The following is a 20,802-nucleotide window of genomic DNA, read 5'->3' on the forward strand; positions in this document are numbered from 1 at the left end:
GAGCCGTGACAGCCCGGACCGTGGACGCAGACTTCGTTGCCATCCCGCGCCATAGCCTGGCGGATGCCGCGCTATCGGCAGCTCGTGCCGCCGGCGCCAGCTACGCCGATCTGCGCATTCATCGCATCACCGACGAGATCGTGCAGCTGCGCGACGGTGAGCTGGAGACGGCGGTGGTCGGTCGGGAAATCGGGCTGGCGGTGCGGGTCATCGTTGCCGGTACCTGGGGCTTCGCCTCCCATGCGGAGTTATCGCCGGAGGTCGCGGCCGAGACCGCACGCCGTGCCGTCGCGGTGGCGACCACCCTGGCACCGCTCAACGGTGAGCGGATCGAGCTGGCCGCCGAACCCGTCTACCGCGACGCCAGCTGGGTGTCGAGCTATCTCATCGACCCGTTCGACGTGCCGACCACCGAGAAGATCGCGGTCCTGGCTGAGTACTCGGGACGATTGCTGGCCGCCGACGGAGTCGACCACGTGTCGGCCTCCCTCAACGCCGTCAAGGAGCAGACGTTCTACGCCGATACGTTCGGCACGAGTACCACCCAGCAGCGGGTGCGCATCATGCCGACGCTGGAGGCGGTCACCGTCGACTCCGCGCAGGGCAGCTTCGAGACCATGCGCACGCTGGCCCCGCCGATGGCGCGCGGGTGGGAGGTGCTGCGTGGCGATGAGGTGTGGGACTGGTCGCAGGAGTTGGCCCAGATTCCGACGCTGCTCGCCGAAAAGGTCAAGGCCCCCGGCGTGACACCCGGTCCCACCGACTTGGTGATCGACCCGTCGAACCTGTGGCTCACGATTCACGAATCTATCGGTCATGCAACGGAATACGATCGAGCCATCGGATACGAGGCGGCCTATGCGGGCACCTCGTTCGCCACGCCGGACAAGCTCGGTGTGATGCGCTACGGGTCGCCGGTGATGACCGTGACTGCCGACCGAACCGTCGAATTCGGTTTGGCAACAACCGGATACGATGACGAGGGGGTGGCTGCGCAGAGCTGGGATCTGGTGCGCGACGGCAGCTTCGTCGGCTACCAGTTGGACCGGGTGTTCGCCCCGAAGTTGGGTCAGCAGCGTTCCAACGGCTGCTCGTACGCCGATTCGCCCCACCACGTGCCGATTCAGCGGATGGCCAATGTGTCGTTGCAGCCCGCCTCCGGGGTAGACGCTGAGACGACGACTGCCGATCTGATCGCCAAAGTCGAGAACGGTATCTACATCGTGGGTGATAAATCTTGGTCAATCGATATGCAGCGCTACAACTTCCAGTTCACCGGCCAGCGGTTCTTCCAGATCCGCGACGGTAAGCTCGACGGCCAGGTGCGTGACGTCGCCTACCAGGCCACCACCACCGACTTCTGGAACGCGATGGAAGCCGTCGGTGGCCCGTCGACGTGGCGGCTCGGGGGTGCGTTCAATTGCGGGAAGGCGCAGCCAGGCCAGGTGGCCGCGGTCAGTCATGGTTGTCCCTCGGCGCTGTTCCGTGGCGTGAACGTGCTCAACACGCGTGAAGAAGGGCGGGGCCGATGATCACCGCACAGCAGGCCATCGATATCGCCCTGGATGCGGCTGCCGCGGCCGGTGGCGCCGACGAAACAATCGTGTTGGTCACCGACAACGCCGAAGCGTCACTGCGCTGGGCGGGCAATTCGATGACCACCAATGGCGTCTCCATCAGCCGCAGCACCACGGTGGTTTCCGTTGTCCGCCAAGGAGATACCGCCCACGTCGGGTCGCGCCAATCCAGCGAAGTCGATCCGGGGGCGATCCCGGGGCTCGTCGCGGCGTCCCAACTGGCGGCCCGCTCGGCACCGGAAGCGCGCGACGGTTATCCGCTGCTGACCGGTTCCGATGTCCCCGATAACTGGGATGCGGCGGTACCTGGCACCGGCGCGGAGGTGTTCGCGAATATCGCCGACTCGCTGAGCCGGGGTTTCCGCGGACCTGACACCCTCTACGGGTTCGCGCACCACGTGGTGGCGACGACGTTCCTGGCCACCTCGACGGGTGTGCGCCGTCGCTATACCCAACCCACCGGTTCGGTTGAGATCAACGCCAAGCGGGACGGCGCCAGCGCGTGGGCCGGTACCAGCACTCCGTGGTTCATCGATGTGCCCACCGATCGGCTGCTCGAGGATCTGTCGCTGCGGCTGGGCTGGGCGCGGCGCACCGTGGAACTGCCCGCCGGCCGTTACGAGACGATCATGCCGCCCTCGACGGTGGCCGACATGATGATCTACCTGGGTTGGTCGATGGACGGCCGGGGCGCGCAGGAAGGCCGGACCGCACTCTCAGCTCCCGGTGGCGGAACGCGGGTGGGGGAGAAGCTGACGGCCCTGCCCCTGACCCTGTACTCCGATCCGTACGCCGCAGGCCTGGAGTGCTCGCCCTTTGTCGCCGCGGGCAGCTCCTCGGAGACCGTGTCGGTATTCGATAACGGGCTGGATATCGGGCGGGTGGACTGGATCCGCGACGGCGCCATCAATGCGTTGGCCTACCCGCGGCCCACCGCGGCAGAATTCGGCACGCCCGTCGCCGTGCCGGCCAGCAACCTGCTGATGAGCGGGGGCACCGCGGAACTGGCCGACCTGGTCGCCGGAACCGAACGCGGTCTGCTGCTGACCACCCTGTGGTACATCCGCGAGGTCGACCCCACCACGCTGCTGCTGACCGGACTGACCCGCGACGGTGTCTACCTGGTCGAGGACGGCGAGGTGACGGCGGCGGTGAACAACTTCCGGTTCAACGAGAGTCCACTTGATCTGCTGCGTCGGGCGACCGAGGCCGGCGTCAGCGAGGTGACCCTGCCCAGGGAATGGGGCGATTGGGCGACCCGCGCCTCGATGCCGTCGCTGCGGATCCCCGACTTCCACATGTCATCGGTCAGTCAGGCGCAATAATCGGGCGATGACTTCAGCCCCGTCTTCGACGGCCGCGCGTGATGTGCTCACCGGTGAACTGGCCCGCCTGGTCGCGCATTCACCTGACGGGGATGCCCGGGTGACGACGCTGGTCCGCACGGCGTGTGCGGCGGCGGTGTCACTGCCGTCGCTGCCTGTCGAGGTCGCGGCCACGCAACCGCAGACCGACACCGAGACCGTCATCGTCGAATTCGCCGAGCAGTTCAGCACTGACGTTTCGGCACTGACCGCCGATCAGCGCGCCCGATTCCTGGCCGCGGTCGGCCGCAAAGCGTTCAGCGTTGCGGCGCTGACCTTCATCGCCGATTTCGTGCCGCGGGTCTCCTCGGGTTTCGACGCGCTGGGCGTGGACTGGTCGGTAGGCGACGTCGAGTGGGACCACACCGGTGATCCCGGGGATGGGTTGCTCAACGTGTTCGCGCCCGCCGTCGCCCGGCTCCGGGGGCTCGACCCGTTGACCACCGAGATCATCCGGTTGCGCGGCGCCGTTGCGCATAACTGCCGGCTGTGCCGGTCGCGACGCGAGGTCGCCGCCCTCGATCAGGGAGGCAGCGAATCGCTGTACGACGATATCGAGCGGTTCGAATCGTCTGTGGTGCTCAGTGAACGTCACAAGGCGGCGCTGCGCTACGTCGATGCCCTGATCTGGTCACCAGCCGACATCGATGCCGATATCGCCACCGGCGTGCGCGCACACTTTTCTCAAGACGAGGCGATCGAGGTCACACTCGATGTGATGCGTAATGCCACGAACAAGATCGCCGTCGCGCTGGGTGGGGATACGCCGCGTGTCACCGACGGGGTCGAGCACTACCTACTGGACGCTGACGGCCAGGTGAAGGACGTCTAGCACGGTCGCGGCTAGGCGGCGTTCTCCAACGGGGTTCCGATACCGCGCAGCTCTCTGGGGACGAATCGCACTGCCGGTGCGCTGATGGCGACGGACCGCGAACGGACAAGTCGGAGCGGCTGCGGAGGTGCGAATCGGGCCAGGCCGGATGCCGGTAGTGACAGAGCGGCCTTGGCCTGGCGGTACCCGAACCGGATGCCGGCACCGGTGATGACGAACAGTCCGAGGACGCCGGGGAGCGCGAGGGCGGCCAGCGCCGACAGTGACGGCGAGCGCAGCACTTCCCGGACCGCGTTGCCGAAGAATTCCTTCACACTCATCGGAATAGCGGCGATGCTGGGCAGCGGCTCTACAGGCGCTGTCTCCAGTTCACCCGCGCGCGTTGTCGCAGCGGTCCCGACCGTGGCGATCTCGGTTTCGTTGCTCATCCGCAGTCCGGCCAATGCCTCGGCGGGAATCTCAGGCAGAGGTGAGAGCACCGATGATGCCGCGGACAGCGGCACGGCCGTACCTGGCACCGGTGCCGGGCCGTCGGAGCGGATGGTGTTGACGGCCGGACTCCACTGCGCGACGCCAAGCAGCGAGCTCAGATCGTTGGCGATCGGGGTGAGGGTATAGACGACCGAGGTCACCATGTACTGCACCGAGGAGATGACATCGATGACGGGATTGGTGGGCCAGGAGATTGCTACGGGGACGGGAAGGGGCACGGGCGCGGGGAGGGGCGCCGCTGGAACGGGCGCCGGGTCCACAACCGGCGGCACGGCCTCGGTGACGACGGGCGTCGCGGGGTCAACAGCAGGAGGGTCGGTGTTGGTCACCGGGGTGGTGATGGACGGGGTGGGCGAGACGGTGTCTGAGGTGCCCTCGCTCGGGGTGTCGGCGCTGGCGGCAGAGGCCACGCCCGCGTCGTTGTTCTCCGAAGAGGCGGTGACCGGGGTGTCGACTTTCGCGGGTTCCGGAGTCTTCGGCGGCTGCTGTCCAGGCAACCGGCCCGAACCGAACACGCTGGTGACGTCGGAAATGGTTTTGCGCAGAATCTCCGCGGCCCTTATTGCGGGGTTCTCGCCCGGTGCGGCCTTGCTCCGGTGCTGCGGGCCTGGCCCGGCGCCGCTGCTCTGAGATTGCCCGGGCCCGCCGGTATCTGGCTCGGCCGCCGACACCGCGGTGCCGGTACCCATCATCAGGCCAGCGCAGACCACGCAGCTACCCACTGCGCGGTACACGTTAGACCGAACCACGGTGTCAACCCCCATGTGATGGACCCGGAGAGCGGTCCAATAGTGAAATGGTGCCACAATTTCACCGGAAAGCCGCATTGATTCGAGTCAAACTTCTTTTCGGGATTTCGGCGCCAGGCGTTACAGATGCCGATGGGCGCCACATAAAACGTGGATCCAAATAAGGCCGAGAGGCCGGATGTGATAACTGCCCGGCCTTCGGCCCGCTTCCGCGGCAGTGGTGGCACACGTGTTGTGCTGGTGACCGTGGTGCTTTGGGGTGCCGGGCCTGATCGTTGTTGCGTTGACGCCCGAGGGGCCGGCCGGAAGCGGCAACTCCGACGGCGAGCGGTGGGCGCGATGGCCATGGCGGTGCCGGTGAGTGCGCGGCGACAGTTACATACAAGGATGAATTTCCTTGTCTGAGCTGGCTTTTAGTCCCTCTGCCAGTGCTTTTCCGGTGATGAGACACCGATGTCGCACTCACCAGCCCCGACCTGTCAGCCGACTGGCATCCACCGATCGAGGAAGAGTTGCCGCAGAGGCAGGTCGCGTGCAGGTGGGTCCGACACCCGCAGGATTACTCGATGACGAAGGTGGCCGAGAGGCATGCGAACATTGTTGCCGCGCAAGTTGCAGGCCAGCTGCGTACGGGGCGGTAGCTCAGTCGGTTAGAGCCGCGGACTCATAATCCGTTGGTCGTGGGTTCGAGCCCCACCCGCCCCACCGATATCAGAGTCTTTTTCAAGTTCGTTTTCGTAACTAACGTTTATTCGAGTTTTCTTTCTTCGATCGCCGGTCCAGCACGATCACTACCTGGGTACGTATTCGGCCGTGGGTTGGCGCCGATGCGGGCCGAATGACATTCGCCGTCGATCAGGGTCGCCGACGGTCCACTTGGTGGACCGGAAGATCATCGTCTGCTCGCCGAGGTAGTAGGCCCCTTGCCGTATCCGGTGTCGGGGCCTGGTGCACGGCGTCGCGCAACTGATCGGCAACGACGGCAAGTTCGTCGAACCGCCACGACTCGCATCACGTGGTCATGTGGGTGCGGATGAATGCGCCGGCGCTGGCCAATGCCGCGCCTGCTTCATCGAGGATGCCGGCAAATCCTTGGAAGACGTGTGGCACATTGGCTGTGATCTCGAGGCTGACGGTGAGGTCGGCGGAAGCGGCGTGCACGGCGAGTCGTGTTGCGTCGTCGAGGAGGACTTCGTGCGATCCAGCTTGAATCAGCAGCGGCGGGAGACCGTGAAGGTCGGCGAACAGCGGGCTGATCAGCGGCGTGGTGCGGTCACGATTTCCGACGTAGTCGTCGGCACGCCGCCGCAGAGCAGCTGCACTCAGCACGGGATCCACGGCGGCCTTTGTTGTCATGCTGGTCGCACCGAGCGACAGGTCGACCCAGGGTGACATCAGGACGGCGGCGCAGGGCAAGGGTAGGCCGGCGTCCCTGGCCGCGATGAGGGTGGCCAACGTCAGTCCGGCCCCGGCTGATTCGCCGGCGACCGCGATGCGCGACGCCGGTCGGCCCTCCTCGAGCAGCCCCCGATACGCGGCGAGTGCGTCGTCGACTGCGGCGGGGTGGGGATGTTCGGGGGCGAGTCGGTAGTCCACCGAGATAGCTCGGGTCTTCGCTCGGCGGCTGAGGTCTGAGACCAGCCCTACCGACGCTGAGGCCGATCCCAATGCGTATCCGCCGCCGTGGAAGTAGACGATGACGTCGGTGGTGTCGACAGTGGCGATCTCGACGTCGATAACGGGGATGCCGCCCAGGAGGCGCTGGGTGACCGCTACGTCACCAGGCAGTGGCTGTGCGCCTGCCATCGCTTCGAAGACGGGGCCGTTGGACCTCCAGGTCGCCGCCGATGTCCAGCGGCCCATCCCGCAGCAGTTGGTCCAACGCGTCGCGCTGTTGTCGGGTCATCGGGTCGCCGCGATCACATGCGCCCGCCGGAGGCGTCGATGGTGGCGCCGGTTAGGTAGGACGCCTCCGGGGAAAGTAGAAAGGCTGCGACGGAAGCAATTTCGCTGGGTTCGGCGCGTCGACCCAGAGCGCAAATCGACTTCAGTATGGCCTCGGGTGGAGCAACGCCGCGCAGTGCCGGCGGGGTGTATTTCGGCCCATTCTCCGCTGCCATGTCGGTCACGGTGCCTCCGGGGGCGATGGCGTTGATGGCGATGCCCCGTTCGGCCAGTTCCGGCGCGAGGTTGAGCACCATGGCAGACACCGCGGCCTTGCTGGCGGCGTAGAGGGAGTGCTGATAGACGGCGATGCGAGCGCTGACCGATGACATGAGCAGGATGCGGCCACCCGATTCCATTGAGGCTGCGGCAGCTTGGGCGGTGAACAGTTGACCGGCCACGTTGATGTGGAAGACGCGGTCGAAGTCGGCGGCGGTGATGGTCTCGAGCGCGCCGAAGTGCTCGACGCCGGCGTTACTGGCCAGCACGTCGAGGCCGCCGAATTCGGCGACGACCCGCGCCACCAGGGCCTGGGTCTGCTGGGGATCGGCGACGTCGGCCTGGAACGCCGAGGCGCGATGGCCAGCCTCGTTGAGCTCACCGACCAGCGCTTCTGCAGAGGCCGCGTCGTTGACGTAGTTGACGGCGACGAGGGCGCCGTCGGCTGCCAGGCGCCGCACGATCGCCGCGCCGATGCCACGCCCGCCTCCGGTGACCAACGCCCGCCGGCCCGCGAGCCGTCCTTCTGTAGCCACGTTTACCGCCTCCCGTTTCCGGACGAAATCGTCCGCTTCAGTGTAGGCCGGTATTGCAGCGCGCGTCAGCCGGCAGCGTCGTTGGCGAAGGCGGATTCAACGTCCTGGCTGCTTATGGGCGGTGCCGACAACCCCGGGGCATCGGTGGCCCGCAAGCCGGATACGAACAACGCGACGTGACGATGGGCGAGGCGCTCCCAAGTCGGACCATGAGGCAGCGGCTGGGTGATCATCGCGCCGCAGGCGATGACGTCGGTGGCATTGACGTCCGCGTGCACGGTGCCTTCGGCCCGCCCATCGGCGAGGAACTGCTCCAGGGCGTTGTTGATGCGTCGCCGCGCATCGATGGAGGTGGGGTCGGTCAAGGGTGGCGCCCCACGCAGGGGGAGCACCAGTTGGTCCCCCAACCGCAGACATTCCTCCAGATAGGCCTGCACCGCAGGGGCGCCGGTACGCCCGGATTCGCCGATGTGGTCGAGTGCGGCAATGAGCAGACCGTAGGCGCGGTGTTCCAGGGCGTGCAGCAGCGCGGTGCGGTCGCGATATCCCCGATAAAGAGTGCCCACGCCGACGCCGGCCGCCTCTGCAATGTCGGCGAGCGGAACGTTGCGCCCACGGCGGCCCATCAACTCGGCGGCGACCGTGAGAATGCGTTCCCGATTGATCCGAGCGTCATGGCGTACCGCGCGTCGGCGCCCTGTCTGGCCTGTGGGCTCTTCGGTCATTCGTCGAGTGTTCCACCGCCTGCAGACGCCAGGAGCCGCGACGGAGCGATGTAACGGTCGGTGGCGCGACGTGCCTCCGGACAGGCCGACGCGGCGCGGCTCGCATTGCCTAAACGCCGGTAAGCGACCTACCCTACTTTTATGCGGAATAATTCGTCCGCTAATGAGCGCCGCCGCACCCGCAACGACGCAACTGCTGCACTTCGCGAATGGAGAGAACGTGGCGCTATCTGGCGTGTTCGCGGTCGTCGGAGCAACCGGACAGCAGGGCGGCGCGACCGCGCGGGCTCTGCTGAGCGCCGGGGTGGAGGTACGCGCGTTGGTCCGCGACCCGGAGAAACCGGCCGCACAGGCCCTCTTCGCCGCGGGGGCGCAACTGGCCGTTGCCGATTTCGACGACCCGGCGAGTCTCCAGACGGCCCTCGATGGGGTTGCGCGGGTCTTCGCGATGACCACGATGGCCTCGGGTCGCGGCACGACGGGTGAGATCGACGATGGCATCCTCATCGCGGATGCGGCCAAGTCCGCCGGCGTGGAGCACCTCGTGTACAGCTCGGTCGGCGGCGCGGAGCGGCACACCGGGATCCCACACTTCGAGAGCAAGCGCCGCGTCGAGGAGTACATCGAAAGCCTCGGAGTACCGACCACATTCGTGCGACCGACGTTTTTCTACGACAACCTTCTGAGTCAGTCGCCGGTGCCTGAGGACGGCGAAATGGTGGTGCGTCTGCCGATGCCCGACGGCGTTCCACTACAAATGGTGGCCGTCAACGACATTGGCGCCGTCGCCGCCGCGGTGCTCATCGACCCGTCTCGCGTACCAACGGGTGCGATCGAAATCGCCGGCGACGAGTTGACCGGCTCGCAGATCGCCGACGCGTTCGGGCGCCAGGCAGGACAGCCCGCCCGTTTCGAAGGGCTGCCGCCCGCAGCCGCTGGTGACGACGACCTGCGCGCGATGTTCACGTGGTTCGCCACACCGCCGTCCTATCAAGCAGATCGGGCGCTCACCGCCGACCTCGATCCGCAATTGCAGACATTCGAACAATGGCTCCATGAGCGCTGGAGCCCATAGGCGCCCCACGTGCGCGCATGCGAAGCCCACTGAGCGCGGGAAAAGAGTGGCTACGAGGTGTTCACCGCAGAGCCCGCCGCGTTGTCAACACTGTGGAACTCGCGGGACGTCGAAAGGACACACCAATGCCTCAGAGCTCCGGATTGATCTGCGCACCACCAACCCGATCGAATCGGGTGTGACCGTGGCGATCCCTGCCCTCATTACCACGGCCTTTACCGCAACCAGTACCGCAGCCGAGGTCCTCCAGGGAGTCGATCTCACCGGTCTGCGGGCGATCGTCACCGGCGCGTCCTCCGGCATCGGCGTCGAAACAGCACGCGCCCTGGCCGTCGCCGGCGCCGAAATCACACTCGCAGTTCGCAACACGACAGCCGGGGCGGGCGTCGCTGACTGGATCGAGAAGGGCAACGGCAGGGCTCGGCCACACGTTGCCCGACTCGACCTGGCCGACCAGGCATCCGTCCACGAATTCGTCGACGAATGGCAGGGGCCGCTTCATCTGCTGATCAACAACGCCGGCCTGGTCACCAGCGGACTGGAACGAACGTCCCAGGGATGGGAGCTGCAATTCGCGACGAACCATCTCGGTCACTTCGCTCTGACCAGCGGCCTACACCGTGCCCTCGCGGCCGGTGCTGCCGAGCGAGACGGGGCAAGGATCGTCTCGGTCAGCTCGACGGCTCATATGCGAGCCGGAATCGACTTCGCCGACATCCACTTTCGCGATCGCGACTATGACCCGCAGATCGCCTACGCCCAATCCAAGACAGCGAACTCTCTGTTCGCCGTCGAAGCAACCCGGCGGTGGGCAGCTGAGGGAATCGTCGCGAACACTGTCAGCCCCGGCGGCGTCGCCACCGGTCTGCAACGCAATTTCACTGTGGCGCAGAGGGAGTCACTCGATGCGGCGGAGGCTGCAGGCGTGTTCGCCTACAAGACCATAGAGCAGGGTGCCGCAACCAGCATCGTCGCTGCAGTCGCTCCCGAGTTTGCCCACACAGGTGGTCACTATCTTGATGATGGGCAAGAGGCTTACACCGTCTCCAACGACGCCGACCTGGCCCAGCACCCCCATGGCGTCAAAGAGTGGGCGCTGAACCCCGCAACCGCCGAGCACCTTTGGGCGATCTCCTCACAACTGGTCCACCAATGACCTCACCAGTGGCATGCGGTCTTCGACTGCGCGACAAACTATTTCGTCACAGACGTGCTGTCGGCCCAATTGCGCGATCTGAGCCTTAGGCTCCGGGAGTCGTGAGCGTGCTGAGGGCGCTGAGCGGATTCTCAGTAGCCGCTCCGGTGATGGAGGACAGCGGGTTTGCAGCTGGTGTCGCCATCCCGAGCATGCTTGCCGCATTGGACAGCACCGAAAAGTCGCCGTTGGCCAACGAAGTCATGAAGTTGGGGCACTGGGATTGAATCGCCAGTCCCGCAACCCCGCCCGCTAACTGTGATCCTAAGGTTCCGCCCTGACCACTTGCAGTCGTCGCCGTGCTGGCGAGCTGGCTGCCAGGTTGAACAAACAGCGGACACAGCGATACGCCGATTTGCGCGATCGCCTGGCTGACTGCACCATTGCCGCCGATCCCTATCTCGCTCAACAGAGTTGACGTTCCGTTGTCGGCGTTCGCCGATGCTGACAATGCGGTTGCGAGGCCGGCCGCTGCGCCAGTCAGCGCGATGACGCGGATCACGGCCGAGGTAGCGGTGACGACGTGCGACGTGGACGCGGTCCGGTGTCTTGGAGCCTTGACTTCGCATCTAGTCAATGGATTGAGTTCATCCAACGGAGTCGGTGTTGTTGTAGCCATGTTGGTGCCTTCCGGTTCCAGTGATTGCACCCAGACATCAAGCACAAGAGGTACTCGGATAACAATCTGGCACACCAGTCACATTAGTAACACGAAACGGTCACCATCTGGAACCTATGTGTTTCGCATCAGCGAGCTGTGTAGAACATATGTATATTTGCGAGTTTTTTCGCATGGGGCACCCGCAGGTTTCCTCTACCCGGCCCAACTACGTTCACGGTCAGGTGCCCCGAAACTGTCAGCGGGGCAGAGCTTTTCGCTCACAAATATGGATGGTTTCGCCAGGTCCGGATTTGCGGTGAGGTATCACAAGAACGCTGTTGTTGCGTAAAAGGTTTGTGCTCAAGGGAAGTGATGTAGGTGGAGTGCGACGGTCTGGCCACCAGGGGTGCCCCGGCACTTCGATAACCGGACAGGTAGTCGACTACTCACCACATGCATATCGCAGCGACGGATGCTCAGTGCAGTTTCGGACACTCCGAAGTGGCGACAGCAGAAAGCGGTGCAACGTGACTACTCAAGGAACATTTTCGGTGCGGCGGTTCATCATTGAATCGGCGCGCAGGGCCGCTGCGGCCACCGTAGCGGCCGCGACGTGTTTTGCGCTCGTTACGGCGCCCCCCGCGCAGGCGGCCGCAGGTCGGATCTATGGATGTGTGTACAACGCCAGGGCACAATTGGTGGCTTACGCCAACATTCAGCTCCTGCTGGCGCCTCCTGGCAGGCCAACGTCGCTGTACCGGAACGGGCAGACAAACGCGCAGGGTTGCTACGAGTACATCAATCTCCCAACGGGAGTTACGTTCAGGGCGAGGTCTTGTAACTCATTTCTGAGCGGGTACTCGGACAACTTTGGACCTCTCGGGGCCAACCAAAAGCAGCCCGTCTATCTGATGTACATGCGTCCGTGTTGATGAGCCCACCGATCTGCAGACTGCTGGTCGCAACCACTACCGCGATGCACACAGCCACGTCCCGGCCGCCCGGTTCGCGCCAAGCCTGGTCGGACTGCATTAATGTAAGGTTCGTCAACATCGCGCGCGGAAGGGCCAGGCACTGAGTACACGAGCGTCCCGTTCCGGCGAGGACACCTATCATCACGGCAACCTGCGGCAGACCCTTCTTGAGCACGCCGTGGAACTGGCGCGCTCGGGTGGGCCAGAGGCGGTGGTGTTACGCGACGTCCAGCGCATGGCGGGGGTGAGTAATTCCGCGGCCTACCGGCATTATTCCGATCGCAACGCATTGCTCGCCGCGGTGACCGATTACGCCGAGACGTGCCTGGCCGATGCGATGGTGGCCCGGCTCAATGCGGTGCCACGTCGGGGGCCCAAGGGCATCAGGGCGCTTGGGCGCCTGCGCGCCACCGGCCAGGGGTATATCGACTTCGCGCTTGCCGAACCCGGCTTGTTTAGGACAGCTTTCGCGCACCAGGACGCGGCGCGCCTTGCGCACACCCGCCCGACAGAGGATGCGAAAGTCTCTGTCCCAGAGCATCATCCGTTCCAGATCCTGGTCGGCTGCATCGACGACCTTGTCGCCACGGGTGTGCTCTCCCCGGACCGGCGCGACGGTCTCGACGAAGGTGCCTGGGCCGCGGTGCACGGTCTGTCCACCCTGTTCCTCGACGGCCCCTTGAGTGAGGCCGATGCGACGCGCAAGCAGCTGATCGCCGACCGGCTGCTCGACGTGATCTCCGAGGGACTCCACTAGCCTCCGCCTAGATGTTGACAGCAGTTACATTCTCTGTCATTCTCGGCATGTTACTGCTGTCAACATTAGGGCGTTAACCATGGCAACCATCGCTTCGCGTGACCACTCCCGGGGCGCCCACTCGGCTCCTGCGCGCGCACGGCCGATCCTGATCCTGACCGTCGTGCTGGTGGCGGCCCTGTCCATCAACGTCGAGACCACGATCGTCAATGTGGCTCTCCCGACGCTGAATTCGGCACTGGGCGCCTCGACGCGCGGCCTGCAGTGGATCGTCGACGCCTACAACTTGGCCTTTGCCGCGCTGGTCCTGGCCGGCGGCACCGTCGGTGACAAGTTCGGCCGGCGCGGCACATTGATCGCGGGTCTGGTGCTGCTCGCGGCCAGTAGCGTCGGGGCCGCGTTGTGCACGGCGACTGGGCCGCTGATCGGTATGCGGCTGGTGATGGGCATCGCGGCGGCATTGATCTACCCGACCACGCTGGCGATCATCACCGACACCTTCCGCGATCCCAAGCACCGGGCCGCAGCCATCGGCGTGTGGGGAGCGGTGACCGGTCTCGGCGTCGCCATCGGGCCCATCCTCGGTGGCGCACTGCTGGAGACGTTCTGGTGGGGCAGCCTGTTCTTGGCGCTCGTGCCCATTGCGCTGGTCGCCGCGATCGGTGCCGTGGTGTTCGTACCGGCGTCGGCCACCGAATCTTCCGCACGGCTCGACCGTGGTGGGTTGCTGCTGTCGATCGCGCTGCTCGGTGCCTTGGTCTACACCATCATCGAGGCGCCCGATCGCGGCTGGACGGCCAGCTGGACCCTGCTCGGCTTCGGTGTGGCCGCGGTGGCCATGGTGGCCTTCATCTGGTGGGAGCGGCGCTGCGATGATCCGCTGATTGATGTCAGCCTGTTCACCAATCTGCGGTTCAGCGCGGCCAGCGCCGCGGTAACCGTCGCCTTCTTCGCTCTCTTCGGCTTCATCTTCTTGATCACCCAATTCTTCCAACTGCTACAGGGTTTCGGCCCGCTGGAGACCGGTGTGCGCATCCTTCCGGTCGCACTGTCGATTGCTGTCGGCTCAGTCCTGGGTACCCGCCTCGCGGTGACCAGGATAGGCACCAAGGCTGTCGTGTTCGTCGGCCTGGTGATGCTCACCGCAGCGTTCGCGTGGGTGGCCACTGTGGCGGTCGACGTGTCCTATCTTCAGGTGGCCGGGCAGATGGTCCTTCTCGGCGGCGGCCTCGGGCTCACGACAGCGCCTGCCACCGACTCCATCATGGGGGTGGTCCGGCCCGAACAGGCCGGCGCGGGTTCAGCCGTCAACGATGCGACGAGGCAGATCGGCGGCACGCTCGGCGTGGCGGTGGTCGGCAGCATCTTCTCGACGCTCTACATCAGGCACCTCGCTGATAGCGAAATTCTTCGGGCGGCACCGCAATTCGCTCAGGACACCGCACGCGAGGGACTGGCCCAGGGTTTGCAGGTCGCCGCTTCGTCACCGCCGTCAGTGGCAGCAACGCTCCGAGACACCGTCAGTGACGCATTCATGTCCGGCCTTCACGCAGGGTGTCTGACCGCCGCGGGCGTATGTCTGGTGGGGGCATGCTTCGTGCTCGCGTTCCTGCCCGCCCATCCTGCGAAGGCCATCGCATCATGAGAAGCGGGTATGGGCCGTGGGCCCTGGTCACCGGCGCCAGCGACGGGATCGGGCGGGCGCTGGCCTTCCACATCGCCGCGGCGGGCATCAACGTCGTGCTGGCCGCTCGTCGCGAAGGTGCGCTCCAGGCCTTGGCCGCGGAACTGGTGGCCGCCCATGGCATCGAGACGATAGTGGCACCGGTCGACCTCACCGAGCCGGGGGCCGCCGACACCATCGAGGACCTCACCAGCCGGCTCGACGTCGGGTTGGTCGTGCTCGCTGCCGGGTTCGGCACCACCGGCACCGTCCTGGAGACACCACTGGCGGCCGAGCTGGACCTACTCGCGGTCAACGTCACTGCGGTGATGCACCTGTCGCACACCTTCGCGCGCCGTCTCGTGGACCGCGGGCGGGGCGGGATTGTGCTGTTCGGTTCCATCGTCGGGTGGCAGGGCGTTCCGGGCCAGGCCAACTACGCCGCATCGAAAGCCTATGTGCAGGCCCTGGCCGAGGGCCTGCACGACGAACTGGGCCCGCAGGGCGTCGACGTGATCGCCGTAGCTCCCGGTCCGGTCGATTCCGGGTTCGGTCAGCGGGCAGGCCTGACGATGACGTCGACCACGACACCCGACATCGTCGCCGAGGCCGCGTTGACGGCACTCGGACGCCGACGGACCGTGGTGCCCGGGGTACGCGGGAAGGTCCTGACCTCGTCGTTGGCGCCGTTGTCCCGACGGATGCGCAGCCGCATATTGGGCAGGGTGATCCACGGTATGCGCACGCCGGTTACTGCGGCGCGCTAAGGGGACAGCACTACCTCGACCTCGGCTAAGTCAGCGACGATCACATCAGCGCCGTTAAGCAACAGTTCCTGGGCGTGGCCCGTGCGATCGACGCCGATGACGAGCGCGAATCCACCATTGCGGCCGGCGGCGACGCCCACTTCGGCGTCCTCCACGACGACCGACCGCTGCGGCTGCGCACCCAACCTGCGCGCCGCTTCGGCCAGGACGGCAGGATCGGGCTTTCCGGGAAGTCCGAGTTCGGCGGCGACGACACCGTCGACGCAGACACCGAAGAGGTCACCGATCCCGGCGGCACGCAGCACATGTCCGCAGTTGCGGCTGGACGTGACGACGGCAGTTCTCACCCCCACCTTCTGGAGCGTGCACACCAGCGCAACCGTCGAATCAAACAGCGGCACACCGTTGTCCAGCAGCCCGAGAAACACCTGTTGCTTGCGGTTACCGAGGCCGTAGACGGTGGCGTCGGTCGCGTCAGACGGCGTACCCGGCGGCAGGGACACCCCGCGCGAGGCCAGAAAGTCGGCTACCCCGTCATAGCGCAGTTTGCCGTCGACGAATCGCCGATAGTCGTCATCGGTGAAGGGGGAGTGGTCCTCGTTCACCCGCTGTGGGCGGCGCGCCAGAAACTCGTCGAACGACATCGCCCACGCGCTCCGGTGGATCGACGCGGTATCGGTGACGACGCCGTCGAGATCGAAGATGACCGCGTCGTAGCAGCGCGGGTCAATCGTGACCGGAGGCTGCAGGGTCGAGTTACTCATGTCGTGTTCTCAGGCAACGTTGGTGGCTGCCGGATCGTCGTGGGGATCGGGATGCCAGGAGTCCAGCGTCGGCATGAGGGCGGTCTTCTTGTAGTGGTGATCCGCCATCCGTTGCAGGATGTTGGCGAGGACCGACACCGCCTCGTCGATATAGGGACCTTTGTTGAGCATCACGCATTCGGCGCGTTCGCTCAGTGCCGCGTCGCTGATCTCGGCCCGGGACGGGTTGCCTGTCTTGGCCAATTGTTCGAGCACTTGGGTTGCCCAGATCACCGGGAGGTGCGCGGACTCACACAGCCACAGGATTTCCTCCTGTAGTTCGGCGAGTCGTTCGTATCCGCATTCCACGGCAAGGTCACCTCGCGCGATCATCACCCCGACTCGCGGACGACGCATCACGGTCAGCAACAGCTGCGGCAGATTCTCGAACGCTTGCCGGGTCTCGATCTTCAGCACGATCCCCAGTGACTCGTCGCCGAGACGGCTCAGCTCGTCGAGCAACTGTGTGACGTCGGCAGGGTCTCGAACAAAAGACATCTCAACGAGATCCGCCAGCTCGACCACCGTGGCCAGGTCAACGATGTCCTTCTCGGTGAGAGCGGAGATCGGCAGCTTTGCATCGGGCACATTGATTCCCTTGCCCCCGTGCAGTCGCGACCCGTTGTCGGCGGCGTGGTCGATCCGCACGCCCAGCAGTGTGGAACTCACGCTGATTACCTCGCCGCGGATCAGTCCGTCGTCGAGGTGCACTTTCTGGCCAAGGCGTGCGTGGTCGAAGACCTCGGGCAGTGTGCAGCCGATGCGCGGTGGGCGATCGGAGGCCACTGAAGCGGGTGCACAATCCCTGGTCAGCTGCAGGGTGTCGCCCCGGTGCAGGGTCAGGTGCTGTTCGGTTTGAGGCAGTTCGCACAGGTGCGTCGAATCCTTGGCGCCGTGGACATGCAGAACTGTCCCGGTGGCGAGGTAGGTCGTCTGGTCGGCATGGACCACGAATCCACCGCCGTGTGCGGCTGACTGATCGACGGATTCAAGTACCAGTCGGCGCTTCGAACCGCGGGTGTCGTGCAGATCCACGGTGTCCCCGTCCTGGCGGCGGCGCAGCCAGTCCCCGGACACCGGTAACGACAACAGCTTTGGGTCGGGTGGGTCGATGGGGTCTTCGGCGGCGGTCAGCCAGGCACGTGCCGGGGAGGTCACCTGTCCGAGTTGGTTTCTGGCCGGCCGGAGTTTCACACATCGTGGCCCGGGTTCGAGTGGACCGGTGCGCAGCTTCGGTCCGGCAAGGTCCATCGCGATGAGACAAACTTTGCCGGTGGCCTGGGCGGCCTGCTTGACATGATCTGCCATCGTGCGCCATGCCTCGGCATCGTCGTGCGCACAGTTGATGCGTGCGACGTTCATCCCGCGCTCCACCAGATCGCGAACCAGATCGGCGTCCTTCGCAGCCGACGAGGGCAATGTGACCATGATGCGGGTCACGCGGTCGACCGGCTCTGGCCCCAAGAGCATTCCGGTTCGGTGCCGCAGCAGTTCAGCTCCCTGGTCGGTGAGCACGCCTGCTGCTAACGGCTGTTGCCACCGACCGCCGAGCATGGCGGCGATGGCTGATTTGACCAACAGAAGTGTGGCCTGCACATGCGGTTCACTACGCCCCAGTGACGACAGTCCATATGCGCTGAGGCGAGCTTGCAGGTCGCGCAGATCTTCTTGTCGAAGAGCCCAGTAATGCAGCATGTTTCGGGCGCTGGACCGATGCGTTGCGGCTACTTCGCGCAGCCACCAGGACCACAGCGACTCGGCACCGGCCAGCCTGCCCAAGAGCTCGTCTACATCGTCGCGTAATTGGATCAATTGCGCCGCCGTGTTATCGGCGTCGATCTGTGTACCCGGCACCGGAGGCTCCTGTGTGTGTTGCTCTTGTCTCCACCCCGACATTACGGCGGCCCCGACGCCCCGCCCTAGAGGCTTTGGTCCCCTCACGTCATTGGCCGGCGAGCAGCAGCGTCGATGGCAGGTGAGGTGTTCAGCAACTATTCACCGATATCGGGTTGCGCATCAACGGATTTGGGCGAGACCGCTTTAGTGGATGTAGGCCAGCACCGCGAAAGTCTCAGGCGAGCGCCGATTCGTTATCGGGTGCGGAGACGAAATCGAATCGACGGCCGGAGATGCTCATTGGGCGGATGCGGACAAAATGCGGATGTGGTGTTGGCTGCCAAGGAGATAGACATGCCCGCCGGGCCTCCTCGATCTCCTCGTCGGAGCGAAGCGCGCGGGCTGTCCCCTTGACGATCACGCTCCAGCCCTCCTGCGCTGTGCTTCCGTCGGCCTCGAACAGCACCTGATTGTTGATCGCCGCGCTGACCAACTTTGTACCTTCCGCGGTGCGGAACAGTACGGTGCGGTTCTGCACGACGAAGTTGACGGGAAAGATCTCGGGTTGGCCATCAACGCTTGTGACGAGTCGTCCCAGCGTGACGCCCCCCATGAGATCCCAGCTCTCGGAATCCGAGAGAACCGACACTGCCGGCGCATTTGTGGACATGGCGGCAACGTTATCGAGAGGTATCGGCTACCGGGAGGGCCATTGGTCCCAAAGTGCCCGGTCCGAAAGACTTTTCAGGTGCAGTTTGCGCTCGCCGCTGTGCGCAGCGCTCGATCAGGTGTAGAGGGCATCGAGGATGTGCTTGTTCTGTTCGGCGACCACCGAGCGCTTCACCTTCAATGAGGGTGTCAGCTCACCGCCCTCGATGGACAGGTCGTGGTCCAGCAGCTCCCATTTCTTGATGGTTTCCCATCGGTTCAGTGCGGCATTGAGCTTGACGACGTGCTCCTCGATCAGCGCGTGTACCGCTGGAGCTTTGGACAGTTCCGCGTAGGTCGCCCCTTTGAGGCCGTTCACCGCAGCCCACCCCGCGATCAGGTCGGCATCCAGGGCGATCAACGCCACGCAGTAGTTGTGGGCTTCCCCGAACACCATGAACTGGCTGGCGTAGGGGCACAGCGCCATGAACTTTGCCTCGATCGCCGGCGGGGCAACGTACTTGCCCCCGGAGGTCTTGAAGATCTCCTTGATCCGGCCGGTGACGGTGAGGAAGCCGTCGGAGTCGATGGTGCCTACGTCCCCGGTGCGCAACCAACCGTCATCGGTGAACGCTTTCGCTGTCATGTCCGGCAGGCCGTGGTAACCGTCCATCACACTGCCGCCGAGGATCTGGATCTCCCCTTGGTCGTTGCTGATCCGAATCGACGTGCCCTCAAACGGCAGGCCAACGGTGCCCAACTTGTAGTGATCAGGCCGATTGATGCATGCGCCCGCCGCACATTCGGTGAGTCCGTAACCCTCGAGGATCAGCAGTCCTGCCGCGTGGAACCACTCACCGATATCGCGATTCAACGGTGCCGCACCCGAGACGAAGAATCGGATTCGCCCGCCGAAGACCTCACGTACCTTGCTGAATACCAATCGGTCGAACAGGCGAGAAAGCAGCGACATCGGCAGAGATGGCGCACGGCCTGCGCGCTGTCGACGGTCCACCTCGAGGCGAACCTTGAATGCCGCCGCAAACAGTCGCGCCCGCAGTCCTCCTTGGGCTTGCGCGGTGGTGACAATCCGGGCGTGCGCCTTTTCGAAAATGCGGGGTGCGGCGCCCATGAACGTCGGCTTGACGACCGCCAGGTTATCGACGATCTTGTCGACCCGCCCGTCGATCGCAGTGGCGAACCCGCAGGCCAGCTGCGTGGTGACCAGCACCTTGCCGAACGCGTGTGCCATCGGCAACCACAGCAACTGCACATCGTCTTCGCCGAGGAAATTCAAATTGGCGACCGAGGTCCCCTCATATACCCACGCAGAATGCGGTAATCGCACGCCTTTGGGCCGTCCGGTGGTCCCCGAGGTGTAGATCAACGTCGCCAACTGTTCCGGACGGATCGCGTCGACTCGTGTTCGCACACATGACGGATGCTCAAGCAGATACTTCTCACCCAACTCGACCAGGTCGGCGAGGGTCAGCACCCAATCGCTGTCGTCGGTGCCGTCGAACAGCACCACCTGGGTGAGACCGGGAAGCTCGGCGCGGCGCTCGGTCAACTTGGCCAGCTGGGTGGTGTCCTCGGCGAACACGATTCTGCATTGCGAGTCGGCAAGGATGTACACGGTGTCATCGGCGTTGGTGTTGGAATACACGGTGGTGGTCGCGGCGCCCGCACACATGATCGCCAGGTCGGCCAGGATCCATTCGTATCGCGTGCTCGAGCCGATACCGACGCGCTGTTCGGTGTCGATGCCTAGCGCCAGCAGACCGGCCGCCAGTGCCTCGACGCGATCCGCGGCTTGCTGCCAGGTCGCCGAGACCCATTCGTCGGCAACAAGATAACGAAATGCCTCCTTATCCGCCGACTTGCGGACCCGGTCGAGAAACATCTCCGCCACATTCGCGGCGCTTACCCTGGTAGAGCTGAGGGTGCCATCAATGGTCATGGCTGTCTTTCGGCGTTCGTGATGCTCGCGATGGCCATGTCGACGCCCCCTTCGCTGGCTCGTACCCCTGACTGCTCTCGACTCA

At 65.0% G+C, this 20,802-nt stretch carries 17 protein-coding genes and 1 tRNA gene; 9 read left to right on the top strand and 9 right to left on the bottom strand.

Going from position 1 to position 20,802, the window contains the following annotated elements:
- Positions 1-5: 5 nt before the first annotated feature.
- From ADBZ9O_RS14085 to ADBZ9O_RS14095, 3 genes are read left to right on the top strand one after another with little or no spacing between them, the layout of a single operon-like run.
- A complete protein-coding gene (locus ADBZ9O_RS14085) occupies positions 6-1,532 on the top strand; it encodes a metallopeptidase TldD-related protein (protein ID WP_526532199.1) in 1,527 nt (508 codons plus the stop codon).
- Complete coding sequence (locus ADBZ9O_RS14090) at positions 1,529-2,902, top strand: metallopeptidase TldD-related protein (RefSeq protein ID WP_526532201.1); 1,374 nt, start codon at positions 1,529-1,531, stop codon at positions 2,900-2,902. Before ADBZ9O_RS14085 ends, ADBZ9O_RS14090 begins: the two co-directional genes overlap by 4 nt.
- Positions 2,903-2,909: 7 nt before the next feature.
- On the top strand, positions 2,910-3,773 hold the full coding sequence (locus ADBZ9O_RS14095) for a carboxymuconolactone decarboxylase family protein (RefSeq protein ID WP_526532203.1): 864 nt from the start codon (positions 2,910-2,912) through the stop codon (positions 3,771-3,773).
- Between the two features lie 11 nt (positions 3,774-3,784).
- Here ADBZ9O_RS14095 and ADBZ9O_RS14100 read toward each other — a convergent pair whose 3' ends face one another.
- Positions 3,785-5,014 (bottom strand): hypothetical protein, encoded by a 1,230-nt coding sequence (locus ADBZ9O_RS14100; protein ID WP_526532205.1) that lies wholly within the window; start codon positions 5,012-5,014, stop codon positions 3,785-3,787.
- 631 nt (positions 5,015-5,645) lie between these two features.
- Between ADBZ9O_RS14100 and ADBZ9O_RS14105 the strand changes: the two genes are divergently transcribed.
- Positions 5,646-5,719, top strand: a tRNA-Ile gene (locus tag ADBZ9O_RS14105).
- A gap of 306 nt (positions 5,720-6,025) precedes the next feature.
- Here ADBZ9O_RS14105 and ADBZ9O_RS14110 read toward each other — a convergent pair.
- From ADBZ9O_RS14110 to ADBZ9O_RS14120, 3 genes are all read right to left on the bottom strand, one after another.
- Positions 6,026-6,877 carry an alpha/beta hydrolase gene (locus ADBZ9O_RS14110; protein WP_526532207.1) on the bottom strand — a complete coding sequence of 284 codons (852 nt, stop codon included), beginning with the start codon at positions 6,875-6,877 and terminating at the stop codon, positions 6,026-6,028.
- A 56-nt stretch (positions 6,878-6,933) separates the two neighbouring features.
- Entirely contained in the window at positions 6,934-7,713 is a 780-nt protein-coding gene (locus ADBZ9O_RS14115) for an SDR family oxidoreductase (RefSeq protein ID WP_526532209.1), read from the bottom strand.
- A 65-nt stretch (positions 7,714-7,778) separates the two neighbouring features.
- Positions 7,779-8,438, bottom strand: a complete 660-nt coding sequence (locus ADBZ9O_RS14120) for a TetR/AcrR family transcriptional regulator (RefSeq protein ID WP_526532211.1) — start codon at positions 8,436-8,438, stop codon at positions 7,779-7,781.
- 163 nt (positions 8,439-8,601) lie between these two features.
- Here ADBZ9O_RS14120 and ADBZ9O_RS14125 point away from each other — a divergent pair, with 163 nt between their 5' ends.
- Both ADBZ9O_RS14125 and ADBZ9O_RS14130 read left to right on the top strand, forming a co-directional pair.
- On the top strand, positions 8,602-9,513 hold the full coding sequence (locus tag ADBZ9O_RS14125) for an NmrA/HSCARG family protein (protein WP_526532213.1): 912 nt from the start codon (positions 8,602-8,604) through the stop codon (positions 9,511-9,513).
- Between the two features lie 184 nt (positions 9,514-9,697).
- Positions 9,698-10,669, top strand: coding sequence for an SDR family NAD(P)-dependent oxidoreductase (locus tag ADBZ9O_RS14130; RefSeq protein ID WP_526532215.1), 972 nt, complete (start codon positions 9,698-9,700; stop codon positions 10,667-10,669).
- A gap of 85 nt (positions 10,670-10,754) precedes the next feature.
- On the opposite strand, the gene ADBZ9O_RS14135 is transcribed toward ADBZ9O_RS14130, so the two are convergent.
- The gene (locus tag ADBZ9O_RS14135; protein ID WP_526532217.1) at positions 10,755-11,372 is read right to left on the bottom strand and encodes a hypothetical protein; all 618 of its coding nucleotides are present in this window, start codon (positions 11,370-11,372) and stop codon (positions 10,755-10,757) included.
- 1,089 nt (positions 11,373-12,461) lie between these two features.
- On the opposite strand from ADBZ9O_RS14135, the gene ADBZ9O_RS14140 reads away from it, so the two are divergent.
- From ADBZ9O_RS14140 to ADBZ9O_RS14150, 3 genes are all read left to right on the top strand, one after another.
- The gene (locus ADBZ9O_RS14140) at positions 12,462-13,040 is read left to right on the top strand and encodes a TetR/AcrR family transcriptional regulator (protein ID WP_526532219.1); all 579 of its coding nucleotides are present in this window, start codon (positions 12,462-12,464) and stop codon (positions 13,038-13,040) included.
- A 79-nt stretch (positions 13,041-13,119) separates the two neighbouring features.
- A complete protein-coding gene (locus ADBZ9O_RS14145; protein ID WP_526532221.1) occupies positions 13,120-14,685 on the top strand; it encodes an MFS transporter in 1,566 nt (521 codons plus the stop codon).
- Positions 14,682-15,470: an SDR family NAD(P)-dependent oxidoreductase gene (locus tag ADBZ9O_RS14150; RefSeq protein WP_526532223.1), complete on the top strand. Its 789-nt coding sequence runs from the start codon at positions 14,682-14,684 to the stop codon at positions 15,468-15,470. The genes ADBZ9O_RS14145 and ADBZ9O_RS14150 overlap by 4 nt, the downstream gene beginning before the upstream one ends.
- Here ADBZ9O_RS14150 and ADBZ9O_RS14155 read toward each other — a convergent pair.
- From ADBZ9O_RS14155 to ADBZ9O_RS14170, 4 genes are all read right to left on the bottom strand, one after another.
- Entirely contained in the window at positions 15,467-16,234 is a 768-nt protein-coding gene (locus tag ADBZ9O_RS14155; protein ID WP_526532225.1) for an HAD family hydrolase, read from the bottom strand. The two genes, ADBZ9O_RS14150 and ADBZ9O_RS14155, sit on opposite strands and share 4 nt — an antisense overlap.
- A 9-nt stretch (positions 16,235-16,243) precedes the next feature.
- Positions 16,244-18,169, bottom strand: coding sequence for a pyruvate kinase (locus tag ADBZ9O_RS14160; RefSeq protein WP_526532227.1), 1,926 nt, complete (start codon positions 18,167-18,169; stop codon positions 16,244-16,246).
- A 175-nt stretch (positions 18,170-18,344) separates the two neighbouring features.
- Positions 18,345-18,779 (bottom strand): pyridoxamine 5'-phosphate oxidase family protein, encoded by a 435-nt coding sequence (locus ADBZ9O_RS14165; protein WP_526532229.1) that lies wholly within the window; start codon positions 18,777-18,779, stop codon positions 18,345-18,347.
- A gap of 114 nt (positions 18,780-18,893) precedes the next feature.
- On the bottom strand, positions 18,894-20,717 hold the full coding sequence (locus tag ADBZ9O_RS14170; RefSeq protein ID WP_526532231.1) for an AMP-dependent synthetase/ligase: 1,824 nt from the start codon (positions 20,715-20,717) through the stop codon (positions 18,894-18,896).
- Positions 20,718-20,802: the final 85 nt, after the last annotated feature.

This window comes from Mycobacterium sp., assembly GCF_965229105.1.
GTDB lineage: Bacteria > Actinomycetota > Actinomycetes > Mycobacteriales > Mycobacteriaceae > Mycobacterium.